This window comes from Photobacterium sp. ABD4_091 (genome assembly GCF_056160145.1).
On the sequence record NZ_JBSWWQ010000001.1, the window covers coordinates 728,825 to 750,321 of the forward strand.

General features: G+C 51.7%; 21 protein-coding genes. 3 read left to right on the forward strand and 18 right to left on the reverse strand.

Annotation, left to right across the window (positions count from 1 at the left end; all coding sequences use genetic code 11):
• Nucleotides 1-11: 11 nt before the first annotated feature.
• Both ACXAGQ_RS03055 and ACXAGQ_RS03060 read left to right on the forward strand, forming a co-directional pair.
• Nucleotides 12-1,544: a hypothetical protein gene (locus ACXAGQ_RS03055; protein ID WP_475251718.1), complete on the forward strand. Its 1,533-nt coding sequence runs from the start codon at nt 12-14 to the stop codon at nt 1,542-1,544.
• Nucleotides 1,545-1,715: 171 nt separating this feature from the next.
• Entirely contained in the window at nt 1,716-3,149 is a 1,434-nt protein-coding gene (locus tag ACXAGQ_RS03060) for an IS1182 family transposase (RefSeq protein WP_475251720.1), read from the forward strand.
• Nucleotides 3,150-3,412: 263 nt separating this feature from the next.
• Here the strand turns inward: ACXAGQ_RS03060 and ACXAGQ_RS03065 are convergent, their stop codons facing one another.
• Genes ACXAGQ_RS03065 through fliD form a run of 8 tightly spaced genes read right to left on the reverse strand, consistent with a single transcriptional unit; the run spans nt 3,413 to nt 9,645 of the window.
• Nucleotides 3,413-4,387 carry a flagellar motor protein MotB gene (locus ACXAGQ_RS03065; protein ID WP_475251722.1) on the reverse strand — a complete coding sequence of 325 codons (975 nt, stop codon included), beginning with the start codon at nt 4,385-4,387 and terminating at the stop codon, nt 3,413-3,415.
• On the reverse strand, nt 4,384-5,241 hold the full coding sequence (gene motA / locus ACXAGQ_RS03070; RefSeq protein ID WP_475251724.1) for a flagellar motor stator protein MotA: 858 nt from the start codon (nt 5,239-5,241) through the stop codon (nt 4,384-4,386). The genes ACXAGQ_RS03065 and motA overlap by 4 nt, the downstream gene beginning before the upstream one ends.
• A 9-nt stretch (nt 5,242-5,250) precedes the next feature.
• Nucleotides 5,251-5,985: an RNA polymerase sigma factor FliA gene (gene fliA, locus ACXAGQ_RS03075; protein WP_475251725.1), complete on the reverse strand. Its 735-nt coding sequence runs from the start codon at nt 5,983-5,985 to the stop codon at nt 5,251-5,253.
• Between the two features lie 12 nt (nt 5,986-5,997).
• Nucleotides 5,998-6,465 (reverse strand): flagellar basal body-associated FliL family protein, encoded by a 468-nt coding sequence (locus ACXAGQ_RS03080; RefSeq protein WP_475251727.1) that lies wholly within the window; start codon nt 6,463-6,465, stop codon nt 5,998-6,000.
• 13 nt (nt 6,466-6,478) lie between these two features.
• Nucleotides 6,479-7,579, reverse strand: a complete 1,101-nt coding sequence (locus tag ACXAGQ_RS03085; protein WP_475251729.1) for a flagellar hook-length control protein FliK — start codon at nt 7,577-7,579, stop codon at nt 6,479-6,481.
• On the reverse strand, nt 7,576-7,890 hold the full coding sequence (locus ACXAGQ_RS03090; RefSeq protein ID WP_475251731.1) for a hypothetical protein: 315 nt from the start codon (nt 7,888-7,890) through the stop codon (nt 7,576-7,578). Before ACXAGQ_RS03090 ends, ACXAGQ_RS03085 begins: the two co-directional genes overlap by 4 nt.
• Nucleotides 7,880-8,275, reverse strand: a complete 396-nt coding sequence (gene fliS, locus ACXAGQ_RS03095) for a flagellar export chaperone FliS (protein ID WP_475254650.1) — start codon at nt 8,273-8,275, stop codon at nt 7,880-7,882. Before fliS ends, ACXAGQ_RS03090 begins: the two co-directional genes overlap by 11 nt.
• Before the next feature lie 11 nt (nt 8,276-8,286).
• Entirely contained in the window at nt 8,287-9,645 is a 1,359-nt protein-coding gene (gene fliD / locus ACXAGQ_RS03100) for a flagellar filament capping protein FliD (protein ID WP_475251733.1), read from the reverse strand.
• An 885-nt stretch (nt 9,646-10,530) separates the two neighbouring features.
• Between fliD and focA the strand changes: the two genes are divergently transcribed.
• On the forward strand, nt 10,531-11,979 hold the full coding sequence (gene focA, locus ACXAGQ_RS03105) for a formate transporter FocA (RefSeq protein WP_475251735.1): 1,449 nt from the start codon (nt 10,531-10,533) through the stop codon (nt 11,977-11,979).
• Nucleotides 11,980-12,114: 135 nt separating this feature from the next.
• On the opposite strand, the gene ACXAGQ_RS03110 is transcribed toward focA, so the two are convergent.
• From ACXAGQ_RS03110 to ACXAGQ_RS03155, 10 genes are all read right to left on the reverse strand, one after another.
• Nucleotides 12,115-13,221: a flagellin N-terminal helical domain-containing protein gene (locus ACXAGQ_RS03110; RefSeq protein ID WP_475251737.1), complete on the reverse strand. Its 1,107-nt coding sequence runs from the start codon at nt 13,219-13,221 to the stop codon at nt 12,115-12,117.
• A 378-nt stretch (nt 13,222-13,599) separates the two neighbouring features.
• Nucleotides 13,600-14,193 carry a hypothetical protein gene (locus tag ACXAGQ_RS03115; protein ID WP_475251739.1) on the reverse strand — a complete coding sequence of 198 codons (594 nt, stop codon included), beginning with the start codon at nt 14,191-14,193 and terminating at the stop codon, nt 13,600-13,602.
• Between the two features lie 39 nt (nt 14,194-14,232).
• Nucleotides 14,233-15,285 carry a hypothetical protein gene (locus ACXAGQ_RS03120; RefSeq protein ID WP_475251741.1) on the reverse strand — a complete coding sequence of 351 codons (1,053 nt, stop codon included), beginning with the start codon at nt 15,283-15,285 and terminating at the stop codon, nt 14,233-14,235.
• Nucleotides 15,286-15,338: 53 nt separating this feature from the next.
• Nucleotides 15,339-16,244: a flagellar hook-associated protein FlgL gene (flgL, locus tag ACXAGQ_RS03125; protein ID WP_475251743.1), complete on the reverse strand. Its 906-nt coding sequence runs from the start codon at nt 16,242-16,244 to the stop codon at nt 15,339-15,341.
• 10 nt (nt 16,245-16,254) lie between these two features.
• On the reverse strand, nt 16,255-17,631 hold the full coding sequence (gene flgK, locus ACXAGQ_RS03130) for a flagellar hook-associated protein FlgK (protein WP_475251745.1): 1,377 nt from the start codon (nt 17,629-17,631) through the stop codon (nt 16,255-16,257).
• Nucleotides 17,628-18,125, reverse strand: coding sequence for a rod-binding protein (locus tag ACXAGQ_RS03135; RefSeq protein ID WP_475251747.1), 498 nt, complete (start codon nt 18,123-18,125; stop codon nt 17,628-17,630). Before ACXAGQ_RS03135 ends, flgK begins: the two co-directional genes overlap by 4 nt.
• A gap of 9 nt (nt 18,126-18,134) precedes the next feature.
• A complete protein-coding gene (locus ACXAGQ_RS03140) occupies nt 18,135-19,256 on the reverse strand; it encodes a flagellar basal body P-ring protein FlgI (protein WP_475251749.1) in 1,122 nt (373 codons plus the stop codon).
• 9 nt (nt 19,257-19,265) lie between these two features.
• A complete protein-coding gene (gene flgH, locus ACXAGQ_RS03145) occupies nt 19,266-19,964 on the reverse strand; it encodes a flagellar basal body L-ring protein FlgH (protein ID WP_475251751.1) in 699 nt (232 codons plus the stop codon).
• A gap of 3 nt (nt 19,965-19,967) precedes the next feature.
• Nucleotides 19,968-20,753 (reverse strand): flagellar basal-body rod protein FlgG, encoded by a 786-nt coding sequence (gene flgG, locus ACXAGQ_RS03150; RefSeq protein WP_107300635.1) that lies wholly within the window; start codon nt 20,751-20,753, stop codon nt 19,968-19,970.
• A gap of 9 nt (nt 20,754-20,762) precedes the next feature.
• Nucleotides 20,763-21,494 (reverse strand): flagellar basal body rod protein FlgF, encoded by a 732-nt coding sequence (locus ACXAGQ_RS03155; RefSeq protein ID WP_107300634.1) that lies wholly within the window; start codon nt 21,492-21,494, stop codon nt 20,763-20,765.
• Nucleotides 21,495-21,497 lie beyond the last annotated feature (3 nt).

The following is a 21,497-nucleotide window of genomic DNA, read 5'->3' on the forward strand; positions in this document are numbered from 1 at the left end:
TTGGAGTTATAATGGAACAAGTTTCCCATCTATATGCTTTTAACCATTTTGTTATCGCGATCGCCGCTTTGACAATTATGGTATTGGTTGCCCGTACCCTGGTTGCAGGGACTAAGTATTCATCGCTATTAGTTATCGTGGTGTTTGGCCTCGCATTAGGCTCACTATTGGTCCATAGCGGCATGGCGACACCTGGACTAGAACAGTTCCCAGTTGTGGCGCTCATTGGCCAGACAACCGTTATTGCATTGATCGCTTCCTTCTTCGTAGGCGGACAGGAAATCCGTCGCCTGTTGTCTAACAAAGACTTTGATGAAGAGTGTGATTTCTTCTCCCCTTCTGCCCAAGAAGTCGTACACGGTACCAGCAGCACACAGTTGACGTATATTATCCGTGCCTTCTTGCTGTTGATTGGTATCCAGACCGCAGACGTGCTGATTTCTGACCGTACTGCAGGCTTTGCCCTGGGTGACTCTTTCCTACTGCTCTCTTATATCTGCCTGGCCCTAGCCTTTATCCTTATTGATCGCAAAGCTGTGATCTCTAACAAAGGCCAATACATCCGCAAGGGTTTGTTTGAAGTAGTCGCGATTATCGTGGTGCTTAACCTCTCGCTATGGCTTGCGAATGTTGTATCGTCAGTAATTGGCCTGCCACAGATCTTCTTCGCGATGATCCTGTCTTCTGGCCTAGGCGCAGCATTGCCGAAGTGGAAGCACGGCCCAACCATGAATGCGCTGCTGTTTGCCGGTATCCCTCTGGTTCTGGCTGGTAGCTTCCTGGTTGGTGGCTCGCACATGGTTGAAGCCTTCGGTATTCCAGGTCTTCAGAGTGTTATCGTATACGGCTTCTCTGGCCAGATTTTCTGGATGTTTGGTGGCCTGGCGCTATTGATCTTCGTCGGCAAATCAAACCATGTACGTAACCTAGCACCAGGTCTGGCAGGCGGCCTGTCTCACTCAGGCCTAACCGGTGCCTGTACAGCAGGTGACTTCGGCCGTACCGCGGCTTCCCGTGCGCCGATTATGATCAACATCCCGTTTGCCGGACATATCTTTGTGTTTACGATTCTGGCAGCGAGTGCCGAGCGCGGCTCACTTATGGTAGGGTGGACACTTCCACTGCTAGCGGCTGGTGCAACGTTTGTTATCCTGTCGCTGAAAAACCTGCGCTCAGCTAACGGCTGTGAAAAAACCGAAGTAAAAGGCTTGATGCTATTCTCGCTTGGCTGGCAGATCATGGCAGTATTCGGCAGCTTTACACTGCTAAGCCTTGCCGGTATGTCACTAGAACATGCGTCAATGTCAGCGGCTTCTGGCCTGTCACACTTCGGCCTGTTTGCCGCAGTACAAGAAGGCATGTTCGGTTCAGCGGCGGCAAGCCTTATTACCTTTACGTTTGCCATGACCTTCCTGGTACACCCGTTTGTCTTCGCGATGTTCGGCAAGGCCGCTGAAAGCAATGGTAAAATGGCAGAGAAAGCTGTAACGGTACTGGCAAGTGCAGGCCTGATCGGTGTTGTGTCTTCAACCTTGATGATTTAACCAAGGCCGCAGAAATACAAGCCAAGACTTCAGACTGATCAATCTTGGCTCGTAAGGCTGACATGATAAAGAGGGGCAGATATATATCTGCCCCTCAGACTGATGACAAAGGTCTGGCTTTTAAGCTAGGCCTTTGATCTAATAGAGATATCGAAATATGGATATCTCGACATGTTAAAAGAACCCTCACCCCAACAGTACGAACTCGAAATGGTCACAATGGAACAGCTGGTTCCGAAGCATCATCTCGTACGTAAAATCGACCAAGTTATAGATTTCGAATTTATTAGAGACGAAGTCGCTCACCTATATTGCCAAGACAATGGCCGGCCTCCTGTTGACCCCGTCCGCTTGTTTAAAATCATCCTGCTGGGCTACATCTTTGGCATCAAGAGCGAGCGTCAGCTAGTCAAAGAAATCGAGGTCAATGTGGCCTATCGGTGGTTCCTTCGCATGTCACTGACAGAGAAAGTTATCCATGCCTCGACGCTCAGCCAAAACCGCATCCGCCGCTTCAACGGGACGGATATTTTTGAACGCATCTTTACCAATATCGTACTCCAGGCCATGGATAAAGGGCTCGTCGCCGGGAATGAATTATTCACCGACAGCACCCACCTCAAAGCCAATGCTAACAAGAAGAAATTTACCAATGAACAGCAAGCTGTCCGCACCAGTGCCTACCTTGAGATGCTCAACGAAGATGTGGCCAAGGAGCGGGAAGCCGAAGGGAAAAAACCTTTAGCTGAGCGAAAATCAGAGCCTAAGCTCAAAAATACCAAAGTGAGCACGACTGATTCTGAAAGCGGCTTTATGACGCGGGATAACAAGCCGCAAGGGTTCTTTTACCTTGACCACCGCACCGTCGATGGCATGCATGGGATTATCGTCGATACCTATGCGACCGCAGGTAACGTCAATGACTCCCAGCCTTATATCAATCGGCTAGACTACACGCTCAACCAGTTCAACCTGAATCCTATAGCCGTAGGCCTTGATGCTGGATACTTCACGGCTCCTGTTGCTGAGAGCCTTGAACGAAGAGAAATCCTTGGCCTCTTTGGTTACCGTAGGCCGCCTCGCACCCAGAATGCTATCAAGAAGAAGCACTTTATCTATAACAAAGAAACAGACACTTACCTGTGCCCAAATGGCCAGGAACTTATCTATAAAACCACGTCAAGAGAAGGCTACAGAGAATACCACTCGGCCCCCAAGGAGTGTGAGCTCTGCTCGATGAGAAATGACTGCACCCAAAGCAAAACAATGAAGAAGGTGATAACCCGGCATATCTACGCGGAGGCTGTGGAACGAGCAAACAAAATACGGCTGACACCTTATGGTAAAAGGACCTATCGGCGAAGGGGAGAAACGGTAGAAAGAAGCTTCGCAGATGCGAAACAGCATCATGGTCACCGATATGCACGGTTCCGGGGGTTGAACAAGGTGCAGATGCAATGTTGGTTGGCCGCTGCTGCTCAAAATATCAAGAAGATGGCCTTGGTGCTGGGCTGCTTACAGAAAATAGGCCTTATAAACGCTCTAATTAGGTTAATACGAGTCAATATCAGGCGAGAAGAGCAAAGGAGCCTCCAACCGAGCTAGTAGGTAAAAAAATCGCGATCGCGGCCTACGGCCGCTCTCTAAAAAGAACCCCACTTAAAAAGTGGGGTTCGTCAGCAATCTGAGGGGCAGATATATATCTGCCCCTCTTTGTTATCCTTCAAGACAAACAAGCCACACCCAAAAAACATCTAGCTAATATCGCGCCACATGCTTTGATGCTGGCTCCGAATATAAAAAACCCTGCCCATATTTCTATGGGCAGGGTTTTAGCCGTCACCTAGCACGCTGACGTTGGAACTTGGTTAGCCGACAGGTTGATTATCGTAAGCCGACTGTATAGCCGCTTCCATGGCTGATTCACCGTTGTCACGGCCAAACAGCATTTGCAGTTGCTGTTCGGTATCCGGGGTCAGTACCAGAATTTCAATTCTGCGGTTGAGGTGGCTGTATGGCTCATCTTCATCTAGTAGCATGGTGTCTGACATCGCAGTAACTTGTGCCACGCGCTCGCTTGGCATACCGCCAAATTCCAACACTTCCCTTGCCCGTTGGGCACGTTGGCCTGACAACATCCAGTTATTGCTGGTTGAGCGGCGGTTAAAGCCACTGGCATCAGCATGGCCGGAAATCATGATTTGGTTTTCAATCACGGCAAAGGTCGGTGCGATAGCCAACAGCAGGTCTTCAAAGAACGGGGTGAGTTCTGCCCCACCAAGTTTGAACATTGGCTTTTCGTTGTCATCATTCACCAGTACCCGTAACCCTTGCGGCACAGCTTCCACCGTTAGTTGGCTACTCGCCGAAAGGAACTCACTGACCCCTTTCAGGTGTTCACCCAGTACCACCATTTCCTCGTGGGTTTCATAGCGACCAGCCACTAATGACGGGCCTTCTTCACCCAATCCACCAAAGCTATCTCCATCACCACCAACAACGTTGATTGTCAGTGAGTTACCTAGGTTATAAGGGTTACTTGGCTGCTCGCTCTGCAATCCTGGCAGCGATGAACCGCCCAAATCGACCACAAACGGGCTGTTTTCCATAAACAGGTCACTGCTAGGAACAAGCTGTTGCTGACCACCGCTAAGGCGGCCCACAATCCGGCTTTTTTCTTCTTCCGTCGTGACCTGCAGTACCCACATCACCATGAAAAAAGCCATCATCGCCAAGGTAAAATCAGCAAATGCCACCTTCCACGCCCCGCCATGGCGGGCATCACCGCCCTTGCCACGACGCTTTTTGATGATAATCGTGTCGGAATTATTGCCTTTTATCATTGGAACACCTGTTGTGTCACCCAACCTTCCATCTCGGCAAAAGTTGGCTTCACATCCAGCATGATCAACTTACGGCCAGAATCCGCTGCGACAATCGCTGGTTTACCCGCGGTGTAGCTCACCATCATGGCTTTGACACACTCAAAGGCCGCTAGCTCGCGTTTAACCTGGTTGCCCATCGCAGAGCTCAATGGGTCAAACACGCAGTAACAGAAGAAGATACCGAGGAAAGTACCCACCAGGGCGTGGGCAACACTGATACCGATTTGCGCCATATCACCGTCGATGTTAGTCATGGTGATGACGATTCCCATTACCGCAGCCAAAATACCAAAGCCCGGCATTGCCTCGGCAATCCGGTGCATCGAGTGCGACGGCTCCATCATTTCTTCCTCAATCGCTTCCAGCTCCTGCTCCAGCATACTTTCCAGCTCATGGGCACTGATTTTTCCCATTGCCATCAGGCGGAAGTTATCGGTAATAAAGGTGACCAGCTTCGGGTATTCCAGCACTTCCGGGTAGCTCAGGAACAAGCTGCTCTGGTGCGGCTCTTCAATGTGCTCGTCCAGCACCCGCATACCGTTTTGGCGAACCTGCTCGAGCAGGTGATACATCAGTGAAAGCAACTCGCGGTAAAGCTTGCGCTCGTCACGCTTAGCCGCGATACCGCGGGCCTGATGCCACATTTCGACAATGACATGGTGCGGGTTGCCGATCGCCAGTGCACCGGCACCAGCACCGAGGATAATCATTAGCTCAGCAGGCTGCCACATAGTGCCAAGGTAGCCCCCGGCCAATACAAAACCACCGAACACACACAGGATAATGATTAAGACACCGATAATTTTTTGCATAATTTTCCCCTACAACAAGCTCTTAATCATGACGTTCATTTGTTTGATTGCCTGCTTGTGAAGCTGGCAAATCCTCGCTTCGCTCAACCCCACCACTATGGCAATTTCTTTCAGGCTAAGCTCTTTCTGGTAGTAAAAATCCAGGATCAGCTGCTCGCGCTTCGGCAGCTGCGACAAGACATGCTTGAGCAAATCATCGTTGATCAACTGCTGCAGGTTGCTGTCACTCTCGCCAAAATCGACACTGCTGCTGTCCGACTCAAACAGCTGCTCCAAGCTATAAAGCTCTTCTGCCTGGGCGGCGTACAGCAAGCGGTGGCATTCTTCTAGGCTGATCTTCAATGCCTCGGCCAGTTCATGCTCGGTCGGCTGGCGCTTTAGCTGCTTGGTCAATAGCTTGGAGACCTTGTTGAGCTCATGGACTTGCTGGCGCAACTGGCGCGGCCGCCAGTCACGACGGCGCAGCTCATCGAGGATAGCGCCCCGTACCCGGCGGGCGGCAAAGAAACGGAAGTTATCATCCATCTCGCCATAGCGGCGTACCGACTCCAGCAAACCAAGCAGGCCAATCTGCTCCATGTCATCAAGCCCCATAGATCCCGAGGCATGGTGGTGGAGTTGCTGGACAATCCGCTTTACCAAGCCCAAATGCTGGCGCAGGATCTGCTCTTCATTGTTCTGCGAGGGTTGGGTTTGCCACTGGGCATACTCATCCTCGAACGGTAACTGCTGTGCTTCTAACATGATTCCCTTCCTTTATTGCAGCACAAGCTTGGTGAACAGCACTTCGTCTATCTGGTAGGCGTAACCATTCAAAGCCATGGCCTGGCGAAGTTTGCCCAGCACCTCGGTTTGCATGCGCTCAATTTCATCCATCTGGCGCAGCTCTTCGAAGGTACTTTGGCTAAACATTTTCAATAAAACGTTGCGAGCCAGCGGCTTGTACTCAATCAGCTGGTCATGTGCCTTGGCTGAACTGGTCTTTAGTGCCAGCTCCAGCATCAAGTAATGGGTGCGCTCTTCACCATCGATGGTGATCACGAACTTGTCGAGATTCATGAAATGGGCTCGATTTTGGTCATCGCTGCGGGTAAATACACTGAACTCAGCGGACTTGTCGTTGACGATAAACGCGTAGGTTGCAATCGATGAGATAGCAATCAGCACTGAGGCAGCAAGTGCGGCCAAAATGACTTTTGTGCTCATTACATTGGTTCTAGCCATGATTTTTTATTCCTTACACCATACGAGTGAGACGGTATTGGTCCGCCTTTGATAAGAGATCGGTTGAGTCATGCCAGTCAGCCCCTTCCGCCACAGGCTGCATCACAAGTGAACTTTCGAGCTGCTGCTCATAAGCCTGCTGCTCATAAGCCTGCTGCTGGGATTGGTCACTGACATCGACATCAACCATGGCGCCCGCCAGCTGCTTGCCCTCAAGCTCAGCCCGCAAGCGTTCGGCGCCCTGCTGGGCAGCTTCGCGCAAGGCCGGATCTGCCGCGGCGATATGGACTTGGATCTTGTTGTTTTCCATCTTGACGGACAGCTCGAGGCTGCCGAGATGCGGCGGGTCGAGGCGGATCCGGGCATGCTGGACATCTTGGTTGAGGTGCATCTGTACCCGTTCCTTGAGCACCGAAACCAGTTGTTGCCCCCATTGCTGCTGATTTTCAGCCATTCTGACCGGCGCCCACTCGGCACGGTTAGCAGTAGGTTGGTTTAATTGACTCTCCGCAGACGCTGGTGCGGTATTTGGCGCCTCTTGCAGTGCTAGCGTGGTAAAGCTGCCAGACTGTGTCAGCTGCTGAAGCAAGACAGGGTTGGTTGTTTCTTGCCTCACCGGTGTCATCGCGTTGGAGATCACCCGCTCAATGGCCTGATCGAACGACAGCGACTCTCCCTGAGCCGTGCCGTCTGCGGCAAGGTAATGCGGTATAGCAGGCTGCGATGGCCCCATCTGCACCGACACACTTTGCAAGCCGTCGGCACGGCGCATCATGCCAATCAACTGATCTCGGACATCACTGCTCAGCGCATTGGTAATATTGACCAGACGAAACTGTCCCTCCGGCGGTAACTGCTCGATAAACGGGTGGGCAGAGCTAAATACCCAGTCCTCCCCTTCGGCCAACCCCTTGAGCTGATCATAGAGATCGAACCAATACGGGTTCGCCTCGTCAGCCATTGCCACCTCAGCCGGTTCTTCACCACTTAACCCCAGTAGCGCGGCAAAGCTGTCCATCCAAGAACCTTCACCATTATTCGCAGCTACCGGCAACGTCGATGAGGCATGGCCGTGCCCGTGAGGCATTGACGGCGGTACTGAGAGATGGCTCATCGGAGCAATCCTCCAGCCAACTCAACTTGCTGGTATTCCGATACCCCTTCGCGCTGGTTCTGGAACTTAGCCAGCATCTGGCCAAGGTGAGCTTTTTCCATTTCACATGCTGTCATTGCCGCCAGGTGGACCTTCTTGAGCTGAAGGATCTCCCGGCGCAGTGATTCGGCGATAGCAGGCTGCTGCTTGAGATCAGCCAGCATGGCGTAGATTTCTTTATCTATCTTGCGGACCGTCTGCCACTCTTTGCGCTTGTAGCTCTGGTTGAGCTGCAAGGTCAGCTGCCTGACTTGGGTCGTATTAACCTTCATTGGCTGCTCCGAAGTTGTGCCAGCCCTGCTGGATATTCCCCATGACAGTACGCACCTCTGTCAGCTTAGCGGCATCGTTATGGACACTGGCTTCAAACAGGCGCATGCTGCAAAAATCGTAAAGCTGGTTCATCTGCTGTGCCAACTCGCCACCCTGTCGCATATCCAGAGCGCTGTTCAGGCCACCGATAATGTCGATGCACTTGCCGATAGCCTCGCCTTTTTCTTTCAGGCGGTTTGCTTCCATATGGCCTTCGGCACGGGTCAGGTTATCCATGAAGCCATCCACCAGCATCAGCACCAATTGGTACGGGCTGGCAGCCGCTGCCTGTGCTTCCACACCAACTTGCTGGTACGCCTCGAAGCCAGAATCATCCATTAACATCATTTGTTCCTCTAAAACATAAACATGGAACCGGTCGATTCCATCTGCATCATGGTTTGCTGCATTGCGGTGTATTGGCGCAAGTAGCGGTTGTAGGTTTTTTCCATCCGGTAATCGAGCTGCTCTTTCTTATCGTCAACCCGGTCAATATTGCCTTGCAGGCTCTCCTGATGTCCTTTTAGCAGGTTATTGCCGGAGTTCGCAGAACCGGTGTATGGCTCAATCGCCTTTTCCAGCGCCGTCAGGGCACCGTTATCACCAAAGAAAATGGCGTCGATTTTTTCCGGTGTTTCAGCCAACGCCTGCTCGAACCGCTCGCTGTCGATTTTCAGTGTGCCGTCGCGGTTGGCTTCGATGCCGATGCTGTAAAGGGTGCCTTCGTCGAATTGGCCGCGGGCAATGTTGTTAAGCATGCCCTTGAGGCTGCGAGCGGTAGAATCACTGGCAAGCACACCGGCCTTGGTAAACTTGACGCTGTCCTCATCGTCATTGTCACTGTCATCATTTTCGATTTGGTAATCGGTCATGGTGTGCTTGAGGATGGTGTTCATTAGGTCGTTGTAGGCATCAACAAACTCTTCAACAGCCTCTGTCGATGCTTCAGTATCACCACCGATGACAAGGGTCAGCGGCTTGTCGCCTGGCTCGTGCGCCTTGGTCAGTTCGAGCGTCACGCCAGAAATAGCATCGTCGATAGTGTTGGAGCTGTTGCGTATTTCCAGACCATCTTCACCGCCAATCATCACAATGGCATCACGCGCTTCGGTCAGGGTTTGTGGCGGGTGGAAGTAGTCACCCAGGCTGTTATCAAACGACAGGCTGAAGCTGTTCTCTTCCCCGGTTTCGGTGCTGCTGAGGATCAGGCTCACCTCATCACCAGAGCGCACGACAGAGGCTGTTACCCCCTCGTCGAACTCATCGATATAGTCTGCCAAGTCGGTTACGGTCTTATCACCGTCTTGATTGAAGACTTCAAAATCGATAACCAGCGGCTCTTCGCTACCAGCAATATCAATCGTCACGACACCTTCGGTCGGTAGGTCTTCGCCTTTTAGGATGATCGCTTCTTGCTGGGCTTGTGCCAACTGCTTCACAAACAGATCGTAGCTACCGTGGCGGGCACTACCGCTTGCCGTGGCATTGAGAAAGCCTTCTTCACTCGGCGTTGCGCTATTTTTCACAAAGCTGTTATCCGCCTTGTTCATATTTTCAAGCGCAGAAGAAAAGCTGCTAAATGCGGAATCGATATCTTTCCACGCATCAAGCTGGGCTTGGTACATTGCCTGTTGGTTGGCATATTGAATATCAAATGGCTGACGCTGGATCATTACCATCTGCATTGCCAAAGAAGCAGGGTCCATCATTGACATTGAGTCTCTCCTCAACTCTGCCCGAGTTAGCTCATTTCACGATTAAAGCTGGTTATTAGAGCTGATTATTAAAACGAGTAATTACGCTCATTTAGCAAAAGCTGTTCCAACTTTTAATTCAGCAAAATAATGCTAAATCACGCCAAGTTTGATTGTTTTTACGGCTATTAAGCCAAACTGATAAATATTTTTGTTTCCCAGAAATTAATTAGCGGAAGTTTTATTTCCGGTTGCGGAAATAAAACACTTCCGCCAATAAATGCTGGTCTGTTATAGATATAAGGCGACAAAACGCCTGGTCTTCTTAATATTTAAAGCGGGATTTAAAGTGGTAGGAAAAAGCAAGTCGCCATCTGGGGAGACATAATGCAATAGAGATAAAAACAACCGAGCGCATTACTGCTGGCTAGTATTTAAAGAGGAGGAACATAAAAGGGAGAAAAAGCACTTTTATAAAGGTAAAACACGGGAAAAACAGAAGTTGTTAACGGGAAGAACAGACGCAAACCTAGAGGAAAGCCGCCCCTACCAGCGACATACAATTAACATTTAATAACATATTTAATAGTTAACATTTTAGGCCGTTTGATTGCCTTAGAAGCAGCCAAAATATCAGTAACAAACCCAGCAATACCCACCAGAAGTAGCTTTTGCGATCCTCACACATAAGTGCACCATGTTGCGCACCCATCATTTCAATCTATGTCGCAATATACGAAATTGTAATCATATATTTCATATAAGCAAAGATGATTCAGCTTTATATTGCTATCAGTTTTTCTTATTATGACTTCGCCTGTGACTAAGGCATACGGCTTGATAGGGACGTTCAAGTGAAAATCGGCTAGCGCCGGACGGAAAGGATGTGGAGCACTTGGGGTAAGCATGAGTAACATAGAATCTAGTAATAATCAGCTGTTTTCGCCAAAGGAAATGATGGCGGAAGCGGAAAAGTTCGCACTGAGCAAAGCCAAAAAAAACAGTAGCATGACTCTCGGCCTGGCGATTATGGCCGGCGCTTTCATTGGCCTTGCTTTTGTCTTTTATATTACGGTGACCACAGGCAGCGCGACGACCGGATGGGGGCTCAGCCGATTGGTCGGCGGTATGGTGTTCAGCATGGGGTTGATCCTGATTGTCCTGTGTGGTGGTGAACTCTTTACCAGCTCGGTATTGTCTAGTATTTCCTGGGCTAACCGCCAGATCAGCTTGAAAAAAATGCTCTCCCTGTGGGCCAAGGTTTACATCGGTAACTTCATCGGTGCCATGTTCATGCTGATGCTGATCAGCGCCGCTGGCATGTTTATGCTCAACAATGGCCTATGGGGACTCAATGCCCTGAATATCGCCCAGCATAAACTCCACCATACCCCAGTACAGGCTTTCTCTTTAGGTATCCTTTGTAACCTGCTGGTGTGTTTGGCTATCTGGATGACTTTCAGCTCTGCTAACGCCATGACCAAAGCGATGCTAATGGTACTGCCGGTTTCTATGTTCGTCTCCAGCGGCTTCGAGCACTCCGTCGCTAATATGTTCATGGTACCGCTTGGGATCACCATCCAGAACTTCGCGCCCGATCAATTCTGGCAGATGGTTTCTGCCAGCCCGGAGCAATACAGCGATCTGAATATCCCAACCTTCCTGATGGCTAACCTGTTGCCTGTCACGCTGGGCAATATTGTCGGTGGCGCCGTTCTCGTTGGCCTTGCCAACTGGTGTATCTTCCGCCGCCCAGAACTAAAGGCTGCCAACATCCGCTCTATCTCCCAGGGCGTAGACATCGCCCCAGCCAAGGAGGCTGATATGCTATCTCATCTTACTGTTAGAGAAGTGACCAATACCCAGCCGTTGATTCTTTCGGCGGACACTGCCATCCCCAACGCAATTGACACCATGCTGGCTGACAATGCCTCCGGCGCGCCGGTTTGTGATGTTAATGGCCATCTGGTCGGGTTCCTATCCATGTACGATGTGATGAAGGAGCTGTGGTACCAAGATTACCAGCCGAGCCAGGACACCAAGGTGGTTGATTTAATGCAGCGCGAGGTCGTGGCCGTCAATGCAACAGATAGCCTTGCCGATATCGTCGAGTACATGTGCATCGACAAAGAGCAGCTTTACCCTACCTCGGCAATGGGGATTGCCACCAGCACCACGGCACTGCCGCTGGAAGATCGCGTTAAGGCACTAAAAACCAGCAAGCCGCGTATTATTCCGGTACTGGACAATGGCCAATTTATCGGCACCATTACCCGCGAAAGTATCATGGCCGAGCTGCGCAATGTGTACCAAGCCAATAGTGCAGAAACAGTGTCAAGGCTGGAAGCGGTATAAAATCAGTCCCTTTTAACTGGTAACCAAAATAAAAAAACCGCAGCCTAGGCTGCGGTTTTGTTTTATTTGGAGTGGTTTGATTGCAGTTATTTCGCGTAAACGGCTTAGCCGCTAGGTAAATTAACCGCTTAGCAATTAGCCTACTAGGCTCATTACCATGCCAGACATGCCGTTCGCTTGAGACAGCATAGACATGCTCATCTGCGTTAGCATCTGGTTCTTCATCATGTTTGAAGATTCAACCGCGTAGTCAGTATCCATGATACGGCCTTTCGCCATTTCGGTGTTCTCTTGCATGTTGCCAAGGTTAACAATCGTGTGGTCTAGGCGGTTGATGTTAGCACCTAGCTCAGAGCGGATAGCGCCGATACCAGTACGAGCTTCAATTGGGTTATCAACATCAGTTAGGTCTTCAGCGCGGCCATTTAGAAGCGCATCAACCATGTCCATAGCTTGGGCAGCGCCAGATGGCTCCTGAACTTCAGCTAGAGCTACATCGAAAGCCGCTTCGTTTGCAGCTTCAAAAGCAGCACCGCCCGCATTAACAAGCGCAGTCCATTCAGTATCAGCTTCATTAGGATCAGTTGGCTCCCAACCTCCAGCTAGAGCTTGAGCAACACTTGCTTCCCAACCAGCAGCACTTGCATCAGCGTAATTTGTGTGGCCATCTAGGTCACCTACAGGTCCAGCGCCTAGGTCAAGTCCTTTAAGATCACCAATCGTATCGCGCACATCAGAAAGAGACTGAGCAATGTTGATAGTCAGTGTTTCTTCCGTGGTTGCACCAATCTGGAACGTGATATCTTGGTCAAATAGGCCACCAGCGCCAAACAGGTTGTTACCAGAACCGTATTGGGTATTGTCGATAACGCTTTCTAGCTCATTTACTAGTTGGTTCCACTCTGATTGCATTGCATCATGTTCGTTTTCAGAGTTGGTACCGTTTGCAGCCTGAGTGGCTAGGTCTTTCATGCGGTGACCAATGTTGGTCATCTCATCGAATGCACCTTCTGCTGTTTGCAGCATAGAGATAGCATCTTGCGAGTTACGCTGGGCAACACCTAGACCGTTTACTTGAGACTGAAGGCGAGTTGCAATCTGTAGGCCCGCGGCATCGTCAGATGCAGAGTTGATGCGGAAACCAGTAGAGATGCGCTGCATCGCCTGATCCATTGCACCAGATGTTTTGTTCAGGTTGTTCTGAGTAATTAGAGATGTGTAGTTCGTGTGCATCGATAGCATGTTATTGCCCTCTGTGGATTATTCTGTATTAGTGTCTACACCTCTATAAAACGACACCTAACCGCTAGCCTTAAACAGAGTTTTCGCAATTTTTTATTATTTTTTCGCCTACGACAAAAATAAAAATTTCTTAAATGAAAAAAACAGATCCTAGAAGCTAGAAGCTAGAAGCTAGAAGCTAGAAGCTAGAAGCTAGAAGCTAGAAGCTAGAAGCTAGAAGCTAGCAAGTTAAACAGATTGATAATTAAACATAGAAAGAGTTATTTAACTTTATAATGATGAGGCTAGCGAATATTAAATAAGTGAGGAAAGAAAAGAGATATAACGGAAAGATTATAGAGAATCCAAACGAGGTAAGGCGGTAAAATAACCAATCGATTAAAATAACCAATAGAATAGAGAGAAAAGGATAACCGTGGTAATAAACCCGGTGCGTAGCCACAGCTTGAGTGAAGCTGGATGCTGGGTAGAGCCGCCCGCTTTGGCATTATTGCCATACGGTGACCACAGCAGCTGCAGCGGTTCATTGTGAAAAAAGCCCTTGGCAACCAAGCGCCAGCCCTGATCAACCGTTGGCAGCAAGGCCAAAGATAGCGCGGTTGGCAAGGTGGAATTGAGCAACTGGGGTTCGCTTTGCCCCGCGCCGACCTGCCAGCGAATGGTATGCGTTTGGCCTTCAAGCTGAAGGCGAAGTTGCAACTCCCCTTCCCCGCCACCTAGACGAAAACTGGGTGATTGCAGCGTCGGTGTTTGGTAGCCCTGGGTTTGTCCCAGTGACGGAGCCGATGAGCTTGCCAGCATTCGGACAACCTGCCACTGGGCGTGTGGCAAGGTCTGTGGTGTTGATGGCTGGGTGTTATTCGACAGTGGCTTGTCTGCCCCTTGCTGTGGCGGCGTAAACTGTTCCGCTTTTAGCTGCTGCGGCTCAATTCGCAGTAGTTTGTTTATCGCCGCAGAGATCGGTGACAGCATAAAAAGTCCTCAACTAGCCCTTTTTCATCCAAGCCATTATCAACTGAGTAACGATACCACGGTTTGGCGGTGGACATTGGCCTGTACCTTCAAGTTTTGGAACGCCGAGGTAAAGCTATCGCCAGTAGGCAGCATGCGTGACAAATCGGCCTCTACCGTGTCCAGAACCTGATCGCTCAGGTAACGGTTACGCTGGTTGATGGTATCGATGCGTTGCATGACATCTTGGTTATGAAGCTTCAATTCCTGAATGCTGGATTTGATCTGCTTCATCATCTGCTGGGTGTTTACCAGTGTCTGGCGAAGCTGTTCTTTATCGGTCTGCCACTTCTGTGGTTCAAAGCGTGCTTCGGTTGTCTCTAGCTTTACCCGGTTCGGCTGGCCTGCAGGAAAACGGTCGCCTTGGCCGACTACCCGCATTTTCTGTGACAAATGCTGCCAGTCCGCTTCATTGGCCGAAAAAACTAGCTGGCGTTGTTTGTTCAATGACACCCCGATACCGTGCTCATTGAGCGCCTGGCGAAACTGCATCGCCTGCTTTTCCGGTGTGGCGTTAGCCGAGAGTTTTACCGGTACCGCATTCGCCCCGCCTTTGGCCAGATTGAAGATCAGCGTTTCGTCACGGGGACTTGGGCGTTTGGTATCTAGCCCTTTGATTTGGAATGCAGTACGCGGCTCACCATGAAAGACCGGCTTAAGCTGGCGGCTTAGCACTGGCTGGTCTTTGTATGTCGCTTGCTGCAAGCGCTGTTCCATTCGGCTGGCCAGCTGCTCAATCTCCGCCGTGATCTTTGGCGAAGCACTGCCCGAGCGCATCGCAAACTCCACCCGCTTACCAAGCTGGGCCAAGTTCTTACCAATATCATTAAGGCTAAATTCTGCCACCCGCGAGGCGGCCACTTTATGCTGGGCACGCTGGATCAAGCTGTGCTGGCGGGTATGCTCCGGGGTCAGGGTTTGCGACAGGCGCAATGGATCCGGCTGTTTGTTATCAGGTACTGCGGCCGTTTTCGTGGCCGGCCTAGCGATTACCTGCTGCTGGCGACTGGCACCGGCTGCTGCCGAGCGAAGATCATTTACCTGAGAAACCATGTGTTTTCCATCAATCGAAAAATACCCTGCCGAGCTGCCCGGCAGGGTATGAGTTACATAATACTAAATAGCGACAGGCTAGCTGTTTTGACATAGGTTGACTGGGTTGCCTGCAAGGCCAACAGATAATTGTTGTACTGCACCATGGCATCGGCATAGTCGAGATCTTCGAGCTGGCCGATCAAGTCATTGTTGAACAGCTCAACCTCGCTGTGACCGTCCTGCATAGTGGTCAAGGCATTCTGGCGGCTACCCAGGCTGGTAACGGTGCCTGATACTGCCAGCATGGTATCATCAAGCACATCAAGGCTGCGCTCGATAATACCGCTGCCTGACATATCAAAGTCCGGGTCGCGCAGCGCACCAATCAGTTCATCAAGCTGGTTGAAAATATCCGTGCCGCCGGAGAAGAACATGTCCTCGGCATTGACGTTAAGCTGGATAGTCACGCCATCACCAACGACAACTTCACGGATACCGGTATCCCCCTGGTAAATCCAGGTACCGTCTTCGTCTTTAACCAGTGGAGTGGTATTTACCTCATTACCCGCGAAGATGTATTTGCCGTTTTCATCCTTGGAGTTTACCAAGCTCACCAAACTGTCTTGCAAATGCTCAAGCTCGTTGGCCATCGCTGCCAATTCGTCCGGGCCATTGGCACCATTGCCGGCCCAAAGCATTAGATCGCGAATTTGATGCAGCACATCAACGGCACTGCTGAGGTAAGTTTCCTGTTTTTTCAGCGCCGTATCCGCTTGCTCGATATTGCCCTGATACTGGCTGATCGCCGCCTGCTCACGCTTTAGGTTCATCACCCGGCTAGATGCCATCGGGTCGTCAGACGGCACCAGCAAGCGCTTGCCGGTCGCCATCTGCTGCATGATTTTATTAATGCCCAAGGAATTCTGGCTCAGGCTACCAGACATCATCTGGCTGTATTGATTAGTACTTACACGCATCAAAATATCCTTAGAATAGCTGCATGATAGAGGCAAACATCTGGTTTGACGCGCTGATCACCTGCATATTGGCCTGGTAAGCCTGCTGGTACATCATCAAACTCACCGCTTCTTCATCCAGGTTGACGCCACTGGTGGCGGACTTTTCAATCGTCGCCTGCAGGTAGATGTTGCTGGCCGCATCGTGATCAGACTGGGCCTGACGGCTTTTAACGGCAATGTCACTCAATAAAGAGTTAAACGCACTGCCCAGTGTCTGGCTGCCGAGATCGCCAATTTCGAATTCTTGGTCTTTAATCTCAATCAGTTTCAGCAGGTTATCGGTATTACCCGGTGTGCCGTCACTCGATAGCGCCAAATCTTCCGGCTTGAAATCCGGGTTGATCGACAAGGTTGCCGCCGGGTTTTCCGGGTCGAAGACAAACAACGGTTTGCCCGGCTCGCCATTGAGGTCAAAACCCTCGGCCAACTGGTCGTTGAAGGCTTGGGCAAACTCAAAAGCTATATCGTTAATTGCTTCTTGGGTTGGCACCAGCACATCGCGCTCGTATTCAATCAGGGCACCCAGTTTGCCGCCCATATCGTCATCAATCGGGAAGCTCTGGCCGTTCAACTCCAGTGACAACACATCGCTGCGCGGATTATTCGGATCTGGCTCGAGGTTGAACTGAGCCACCTGATTACCCATCACCAATGGCTGACCATTCGGCAAGGCAATATTCAGCGTGCCGTCACCGGCATCGGTAATACGCACATCGACAATTTCGGACAGCTCAGCAATCAGAACGTCACGCTCATCTTGCAACGCTGCCGTGTTCGCGCCTGACGCCTCGCCTTTGCGGATTTCTTCATTGAGCTTGCCGATGTTCGACATCAGGCTATTGGCCTGAGAAACCGCACTGCTACGCTGCTGGGACAAATCATCATACTGACCGTCCAGCGAGCTGCTTAACTGGTTGAAACGATTACCAAGCGCTTCCGCCTCACTGATGATTAGCGAGCGGTGAGCTGAGCCATACGGCGAAACACTGGCGCCGTTGAGCGCAGAGAAAAAACTATCGAAACCCTGGCTCAGATCCATCGAGTCACCAGACAGTAGCGTCTCTAGCCGCTTGAGTTGCTGGGCAGACGTCGAGGCCGCCCCCAGCATTGAACCGGCACGGAAGATCTGGTTGGTCTGGTATTGATCCGTCACCCGGCGAATAGCATTGACCGATACCCCGTTACCCGCATCTTTCATGCTCATGCTGGTTGAGCCAACGGCAGATAGCTGCACCTGCTGGCGGCTGTAGCCCGGGGTGTTGATGTTAGCGACGTTCTGGGCTGTTACATTCATGCCCACTTGGCTTGCCTGTAGGCCTGACAAGCCGATATTCATTAAACTCATGCGTTCGTGCCCTCACGGTTGAAATGCAGCAAAGACTGGCTAAATGCGCTGCCCGCGATCGGACCTTGCTCTGCCTTACCTGAAGTTAAAGCGACCTCGTTGCTGGCATCCTTAAACCCGTCTTCACCGCCAAGTTGGCGGACAATAACTTCCGCCAACCCAAGCTGGCTTTTCGACATTTCAATAGCGATTTGGCCATCGAAAAACTCTTGGTAGGTTTTGTGCTCACGGCTGCCAAACAAGGCGTTATCATCATCGGCATTGAGGGCTTCACTCGCCTTACGCATTTGCTTGAGCACCATTTGCAAAAACAGGGACTCAAACTGCTCGGCGACCGTCTGGATCGCCTGCTGCTGGTCGCCACTTGCTTTGAGCTCTGCCAACTGGCGGCTGTCGAAGGTAGTCACCGTTCCTGTATGAGGATTGGTGGCGATCCGGCTGGTTGCCATTGGCTGCAGCGCCATGGCATTGACCGGTAAAACTGTTACTGTCATTGCTTGTCCTTAAATCACGACCAGCTCGGCATCCAGCGCGCCGGATGAATGGAGTGCCTGCAAGATGGCAATCAGGTCGTCGGGAGAGGCGCCTAGGCTGTTTACAGCTGACACAATGGTTTCCAGCTCAACCCCTTCCGGCCAGATAAACATCGGGTTTCTTTCGTGGTTGATATTCAAGTCCGACTCGGGCGTCACAACAGTATTGCCACCGCCAAACGCATTTGGCTGGCTGACATTAAACGACTCGGCAATCGTCACTGTCAGGTTTCCGTGGCTCACTGCCGCGCGGCCAATGCGTACGCCATTACCGACGACAACGGTACCGGTACGGCTGTTGAATACGACCCTTGCGCGCTGGCGGCCAATATCGACAGTCATGTCTTCTAGCATCGACATAAAAATCACCCGCTGCTCGAAATCCTTCGGCGCAGACACTTCCACCCGGGCATTGCTGACCGCCATCGCGGTATCCGGACCAAAGGTGTCGTCAATCTGGCGCGAGATATTACGAGCGGTGGTGAAGTTCGGACGAAGCAAGTTCAGCGTCACTTTCGGCTGGCTGACAAAGTCAGAAGGGATTTCTTCCTCGACAATCGCCCCGCCGGGAATCCGGCCAGTGGTTGGTACATTGACGGTAATACTGGAGCCAGAGCGGCCCTCGGCTTTGACCCCGGCCACAACCAGGCTCCCTTGGGCAACTGCGTAAATCTGGCCATCGATAGCACGAAGCGGCGTCATGACCAGGCTGCCCCCGCGCAGGCTCTTGGCATCGCCAATCGATGACACCGTGACATCGATAGTCTGCCCCGGCCCCGCCAGCGGCGGAATCGATGCATGCACGCTTACCGCAGCGACATTACGCAGCTTCGGATCGATATTATCCGGCAGCTGCAAGCCAAACTGGCGCAGCATGTTGGTGACAGACTGGCTGGTGAATTTCACCTGGTTGCGATCACCGGTGCCATCGAGGCCAACCACCAGGCCATAGCCAATCAGCTGGTTGTCCCGCAGCCCTTGGATATCGACTAAGTCAATCAGGTGGCGCTCATTAGTTTCGGCACTGGCTGCGTCGACAAACATGAAAGGCACCACCAACACCGTCAGTAAAATGATAAGTTGCTTAAACATAATGCCTCGTTAGAGTGGGAACAGCGGATTGACAAACAGCTTGGTCAACCAGCCAGCCTCATTGGCATCGGCCAGCACACCGCTTTGGGAATAGGCAATGCGGGCATCACCGACTCGCTGGGAGGAGATCTGGTTACCGTTGTCGATATCATCGACCCGCACCAGGCCATCAAGGCGGATGAACTCATCGCCTTGGTTGAGGCGGATCCATTTCTCACCCTTGATCCGCAGCACCCCGTTAGGCAGCACTTCGTGCACCATGACGGTGATCGAGCCGCTCAGGGAGTTACGCTGAGAACTGGCCGAGCTACCACGGAAATCACGGTCACCCGAAATATCAGCCCCTGCGCTAGCGCTGTTCGAGTTACCTGAGAAACTGCCCATCAGGCCACCGCTGGCATTCTTGCCGAAGTTGGTATTGGCCTGCTTGCTCGAGCGGGTATCTTCATCCAGCGAGACGGTCAGCATGTCGCCAACCCGGTAGGCACGGCGGTCCTGGAACAAAGTCCACATATAGCCATCGCGGTAAACCGAACCACTGCGGGCATCCGGCAGCGAGTAGTCGAGCATCGGCGGCGCGTAGTCCAGATCATCTGGCGCTGGGCGCTCATCAATTAAAGATGGAGTCGATGAACAACCGGCTAGCAGCATGGCGGACAGCCATGCTCCCAAGTGTCTAACGGTCTTCACTTTTGTCAGTCCGGCCATAACTTACAGTACCTGAGAAACGTACTGCAGCATTTCGTCAGCAGAAGACAGTGCCTTGGCATTCATCTCGTAGCCGCGCTGGGTGGTGATCATATCGACCATTTCCTCAACCACCTGGACGTTAGAACCTTCCAGCACACCTTGCTTTAGCTGACCAAAGGCACCTTCACCGGCAATGCCATCGATGATCTCGCCACTTGAGGCGGTTGCGCGGAACAGGTTACCGCCCATCGCTTCAAGGCCGGCCGGATTGATAAAGTTAGCCAAGGTGATCTGGCCGATTTCCTGCGGCATATCGTCGTTGGCAACCTTGACCGATACGATACCGTCGCTGCCGATAGTGATCGTCTCGGCATCTTCCGGCACCTGGATTTGCTGTGCCAGCGGCAAGCCCTGGGTATTGACCAGCAGGCCGTCAGAGTTCAGGTGGAACTGGCCATTGCGGGTAAATGCCTGCTCACCGTCTGGGGTCTCCAGCTCAAAGAAGCCCTTGCCGTCAATGGCAACATCCAAACTCTGGTTGGTGGTTTGGTACATCCCCTCGGTAAACACCTTCTGGGTACCGACGACACGCACACCCGAGCCAAGCTGAATCCCGGTTGGCAGTTCATTGATCTCATCGGCCATCGCCCCCGGCTGGCGCTGGATTTGATAGAACAGATCTTCAAACGCGACGCGGTCGCGTTTGTAGCCAACTGTGTTGACGTTGGCTAGGTTGTTGGAAATGGTCGCCATTTTCGTATCTTGGGCGGCCAAACCGGTTTTACTGATCCATAGTGCTGCGTTCATCTCTTATCCTTACGCTCTGATCAGGCGATTGCCTGCTTCTGCAATTTTTTCTGCGGTCTGCATCATTTTCAGTTGCATCTCGAAGTTACGGCTGAGCTGCATTGAGGCCACCATTTCTTCAACGGCCACCACGTTGCTCTGCTCCAAAAAGCCCGACACCATCATCACGGTCTCGTCGTCATTGAGTGGCTCGCGGTCATTGGTCACAAACAGGCCGTTCTCCAGCTTGCCAAGCTCTTGTACCTCAGGGTTAACGAGCTTTAGGCGGGCAACTTCCACCGCCAGCACTTCCCCTTCCGGTACGATATTGATCAGGCCGTTATCGCCAAACTCGATGCTGCTATAAAGCGGCACGTTCACCACATCACCGCCATCGGCCAATACCGGCAACCCGCCAATGTGCAGGTCACCTTCTTCGGTGCGCTCAATGGCCCCCGAACGGGTGTAAGCCTCATCGCCATCGGGTAACTGGACGGTAAAAAAGCCATCACCACGAATTGCCAGGTCAAGCTCACGCCCTGTGGTTTGTAGCTCGGCGGCATCAAAACGGGTGCCTGCCGACTGGGCCTGAACCATGGTGCGACTGTCGAAGCCGTTGCCCTGCACGGCATACGCCTGGGCGCGCTCCATGTCGGCACGGAAGCCATGGGTATTAATGTTGGCTAGGTTATTAGCGCGTACCTGCTGGGCGTTGAATACCCGACCCGCCCCGCTTGCCGCGGTATAAATCAAACGATCCACACT

What these genes read in the sequence shown, in the direction of transcription:
- ACXAGQ_RS03055 (WP_475251718.1), top strand. Translation starts at nt 12, where the DNA reads ATGGAACAAGTTTCCCATCTATATGCTTTTAACCATTTTGTTATCGCG.
- fliA (WP_475251725.1), bottom strand. Translation starts at nt 5,985, where the DNA reads ATGTTAGAAGCACAGCAGTTACCGTTCGAGGATGAGTATGCCCAGTGG.
- ACXAGQ_RS03140 (WP_475251749.1), bottom strand. Translation starts at nt 19,256, where the DNA reads ATGTTTAAGCAACTTATCATTTTACTGACGGTGTTGGTGGTGCCTTTC.
- ACXAGQ_RS03065 (WP_475251722.1), bottom strand. Translation starts at nt 4,387, where the DNA reads ATGATAAAAGGCAATAATTCCGACACGATTATCATCAAAAAGCGTCGT.
- flgH (WP_475251751.1), bottom strand. Translation starts at nt 19,964, where the DNA reads ATGGCCGGACTGACAAAAGTGAAGACCGTTAGACACTTGGGAGCATGG.
- ACXAGQ_RS03085 (WP_475251729.1), bottom strand. Translation starts at nt 7,579, where the DNA reads ATGAGCCATCTCTCAGTACCGCCGTCAATGCCTCACGGGCACGGCCAT.
- ACXAGQ_RS03135 (WP_475251747.1), bottom strand. Translation starts at nt 18,125, where the DNA reads ATGACAGTAACAGTTTTACCGGTCAATGCCATGGCGCTGCAGCCAATG.
- fliS (WP_475254650.1), bottom strand. Translation starts at nt 8,275, where the DNA reads ATGTTAATGGATGATTCTGGCTTCGAGGCGTACCAGCAAGTTGGTGTG.
- ACXAGQ_RS03090 (WP_475251731.1), bottom strand. Translation starts at nt 7,890, where the DNA reads ATGAAGGTTAATACGACCCAAGTCAGGCAGCTGACCTTGCAGCTCAAC.
- focA (WP_475251735.1), top strand. Translation starts at nt 10,531, where the DNA reads ATGAGTAACATAGAATCTAGTAATAATCAGCTGTTTTCGCCAAAGGAA.
- ACXAGQ_RS03120 (WP_475251741.1), bottom strand. Translation starts at nt 15,285, where the DNA reads ATGGTTTCTCAGGTAAATGATCTTCGCTCGGCAGCAGCCGGTGCCAGT.
- motA (WP_475251724.1), bottom strand. Translation starts at nt 5,241, where the DNA reads ATGCAAAAAATTATCGGTGTCTTAATCATTATCCTGTGTGTGTTCGGT.
- ACXAGQ_RS03080 (WP_475251727.1), bottom strand. Translation starts at nt 6,465, where the DNA reads ATGGCTAGAACCAATGTAATGAGCACAAAAGTCATTTTGGCCGCACTT.
- fliD (WP_475251733.1), bottom strand. Translation starts at nt 9,645, where the DNA reads ATGTCAATGATGGACCCTGCTTCTTTGGCAATGCAGATGGTAATGATC.
- ACXAGQ_RS03060 (WP_475251720.1), top strand. Translation starts at nt 1,716, where the DNA reads ATGTTAAAAGAACCCTCACCCCAACAGTACGAACTCGAAATGGTCACA.
- ACXAGQ_RS03115 (WP_475251739.1), bottom strand. Translation starts at nt 14,193, where the DNA reads ATGCTGTCACCGATCTCTGCGGCGATAAACAAACTACTGCGAATTGAG.
- flgK (WP_475251745.1), bottom strand. Translation starts at nt 17,631, where the DNA reads ATGAGTTTAATGAATATCGGCTTGTCAGGCCTACAGGCAAGCCAAGTG.
- ACXAGQ_RS03110 (WP_475251737.1), bottom strand. Translation starts at nt 13,221, where the DNA reads ATGCTATCGATGCACACGAACTACACATCTCTAATTACTCAGAACAAC.
- flgL (WP_475251743.1), bottom strand. Translation starts at nt 16,244, where the DNA reads ATGCGTGTAAGTACTAATCAATACAGCCAGATGATGTCTGGTAGCCTG.
- flgG (WP_107300635.1), bottom strand. Translation starts at nt 20,753, where the DNA reads ATGAACGCAGCACTATGGATCAGTAAAACCGGTTTGGCCGCCCAAGAT.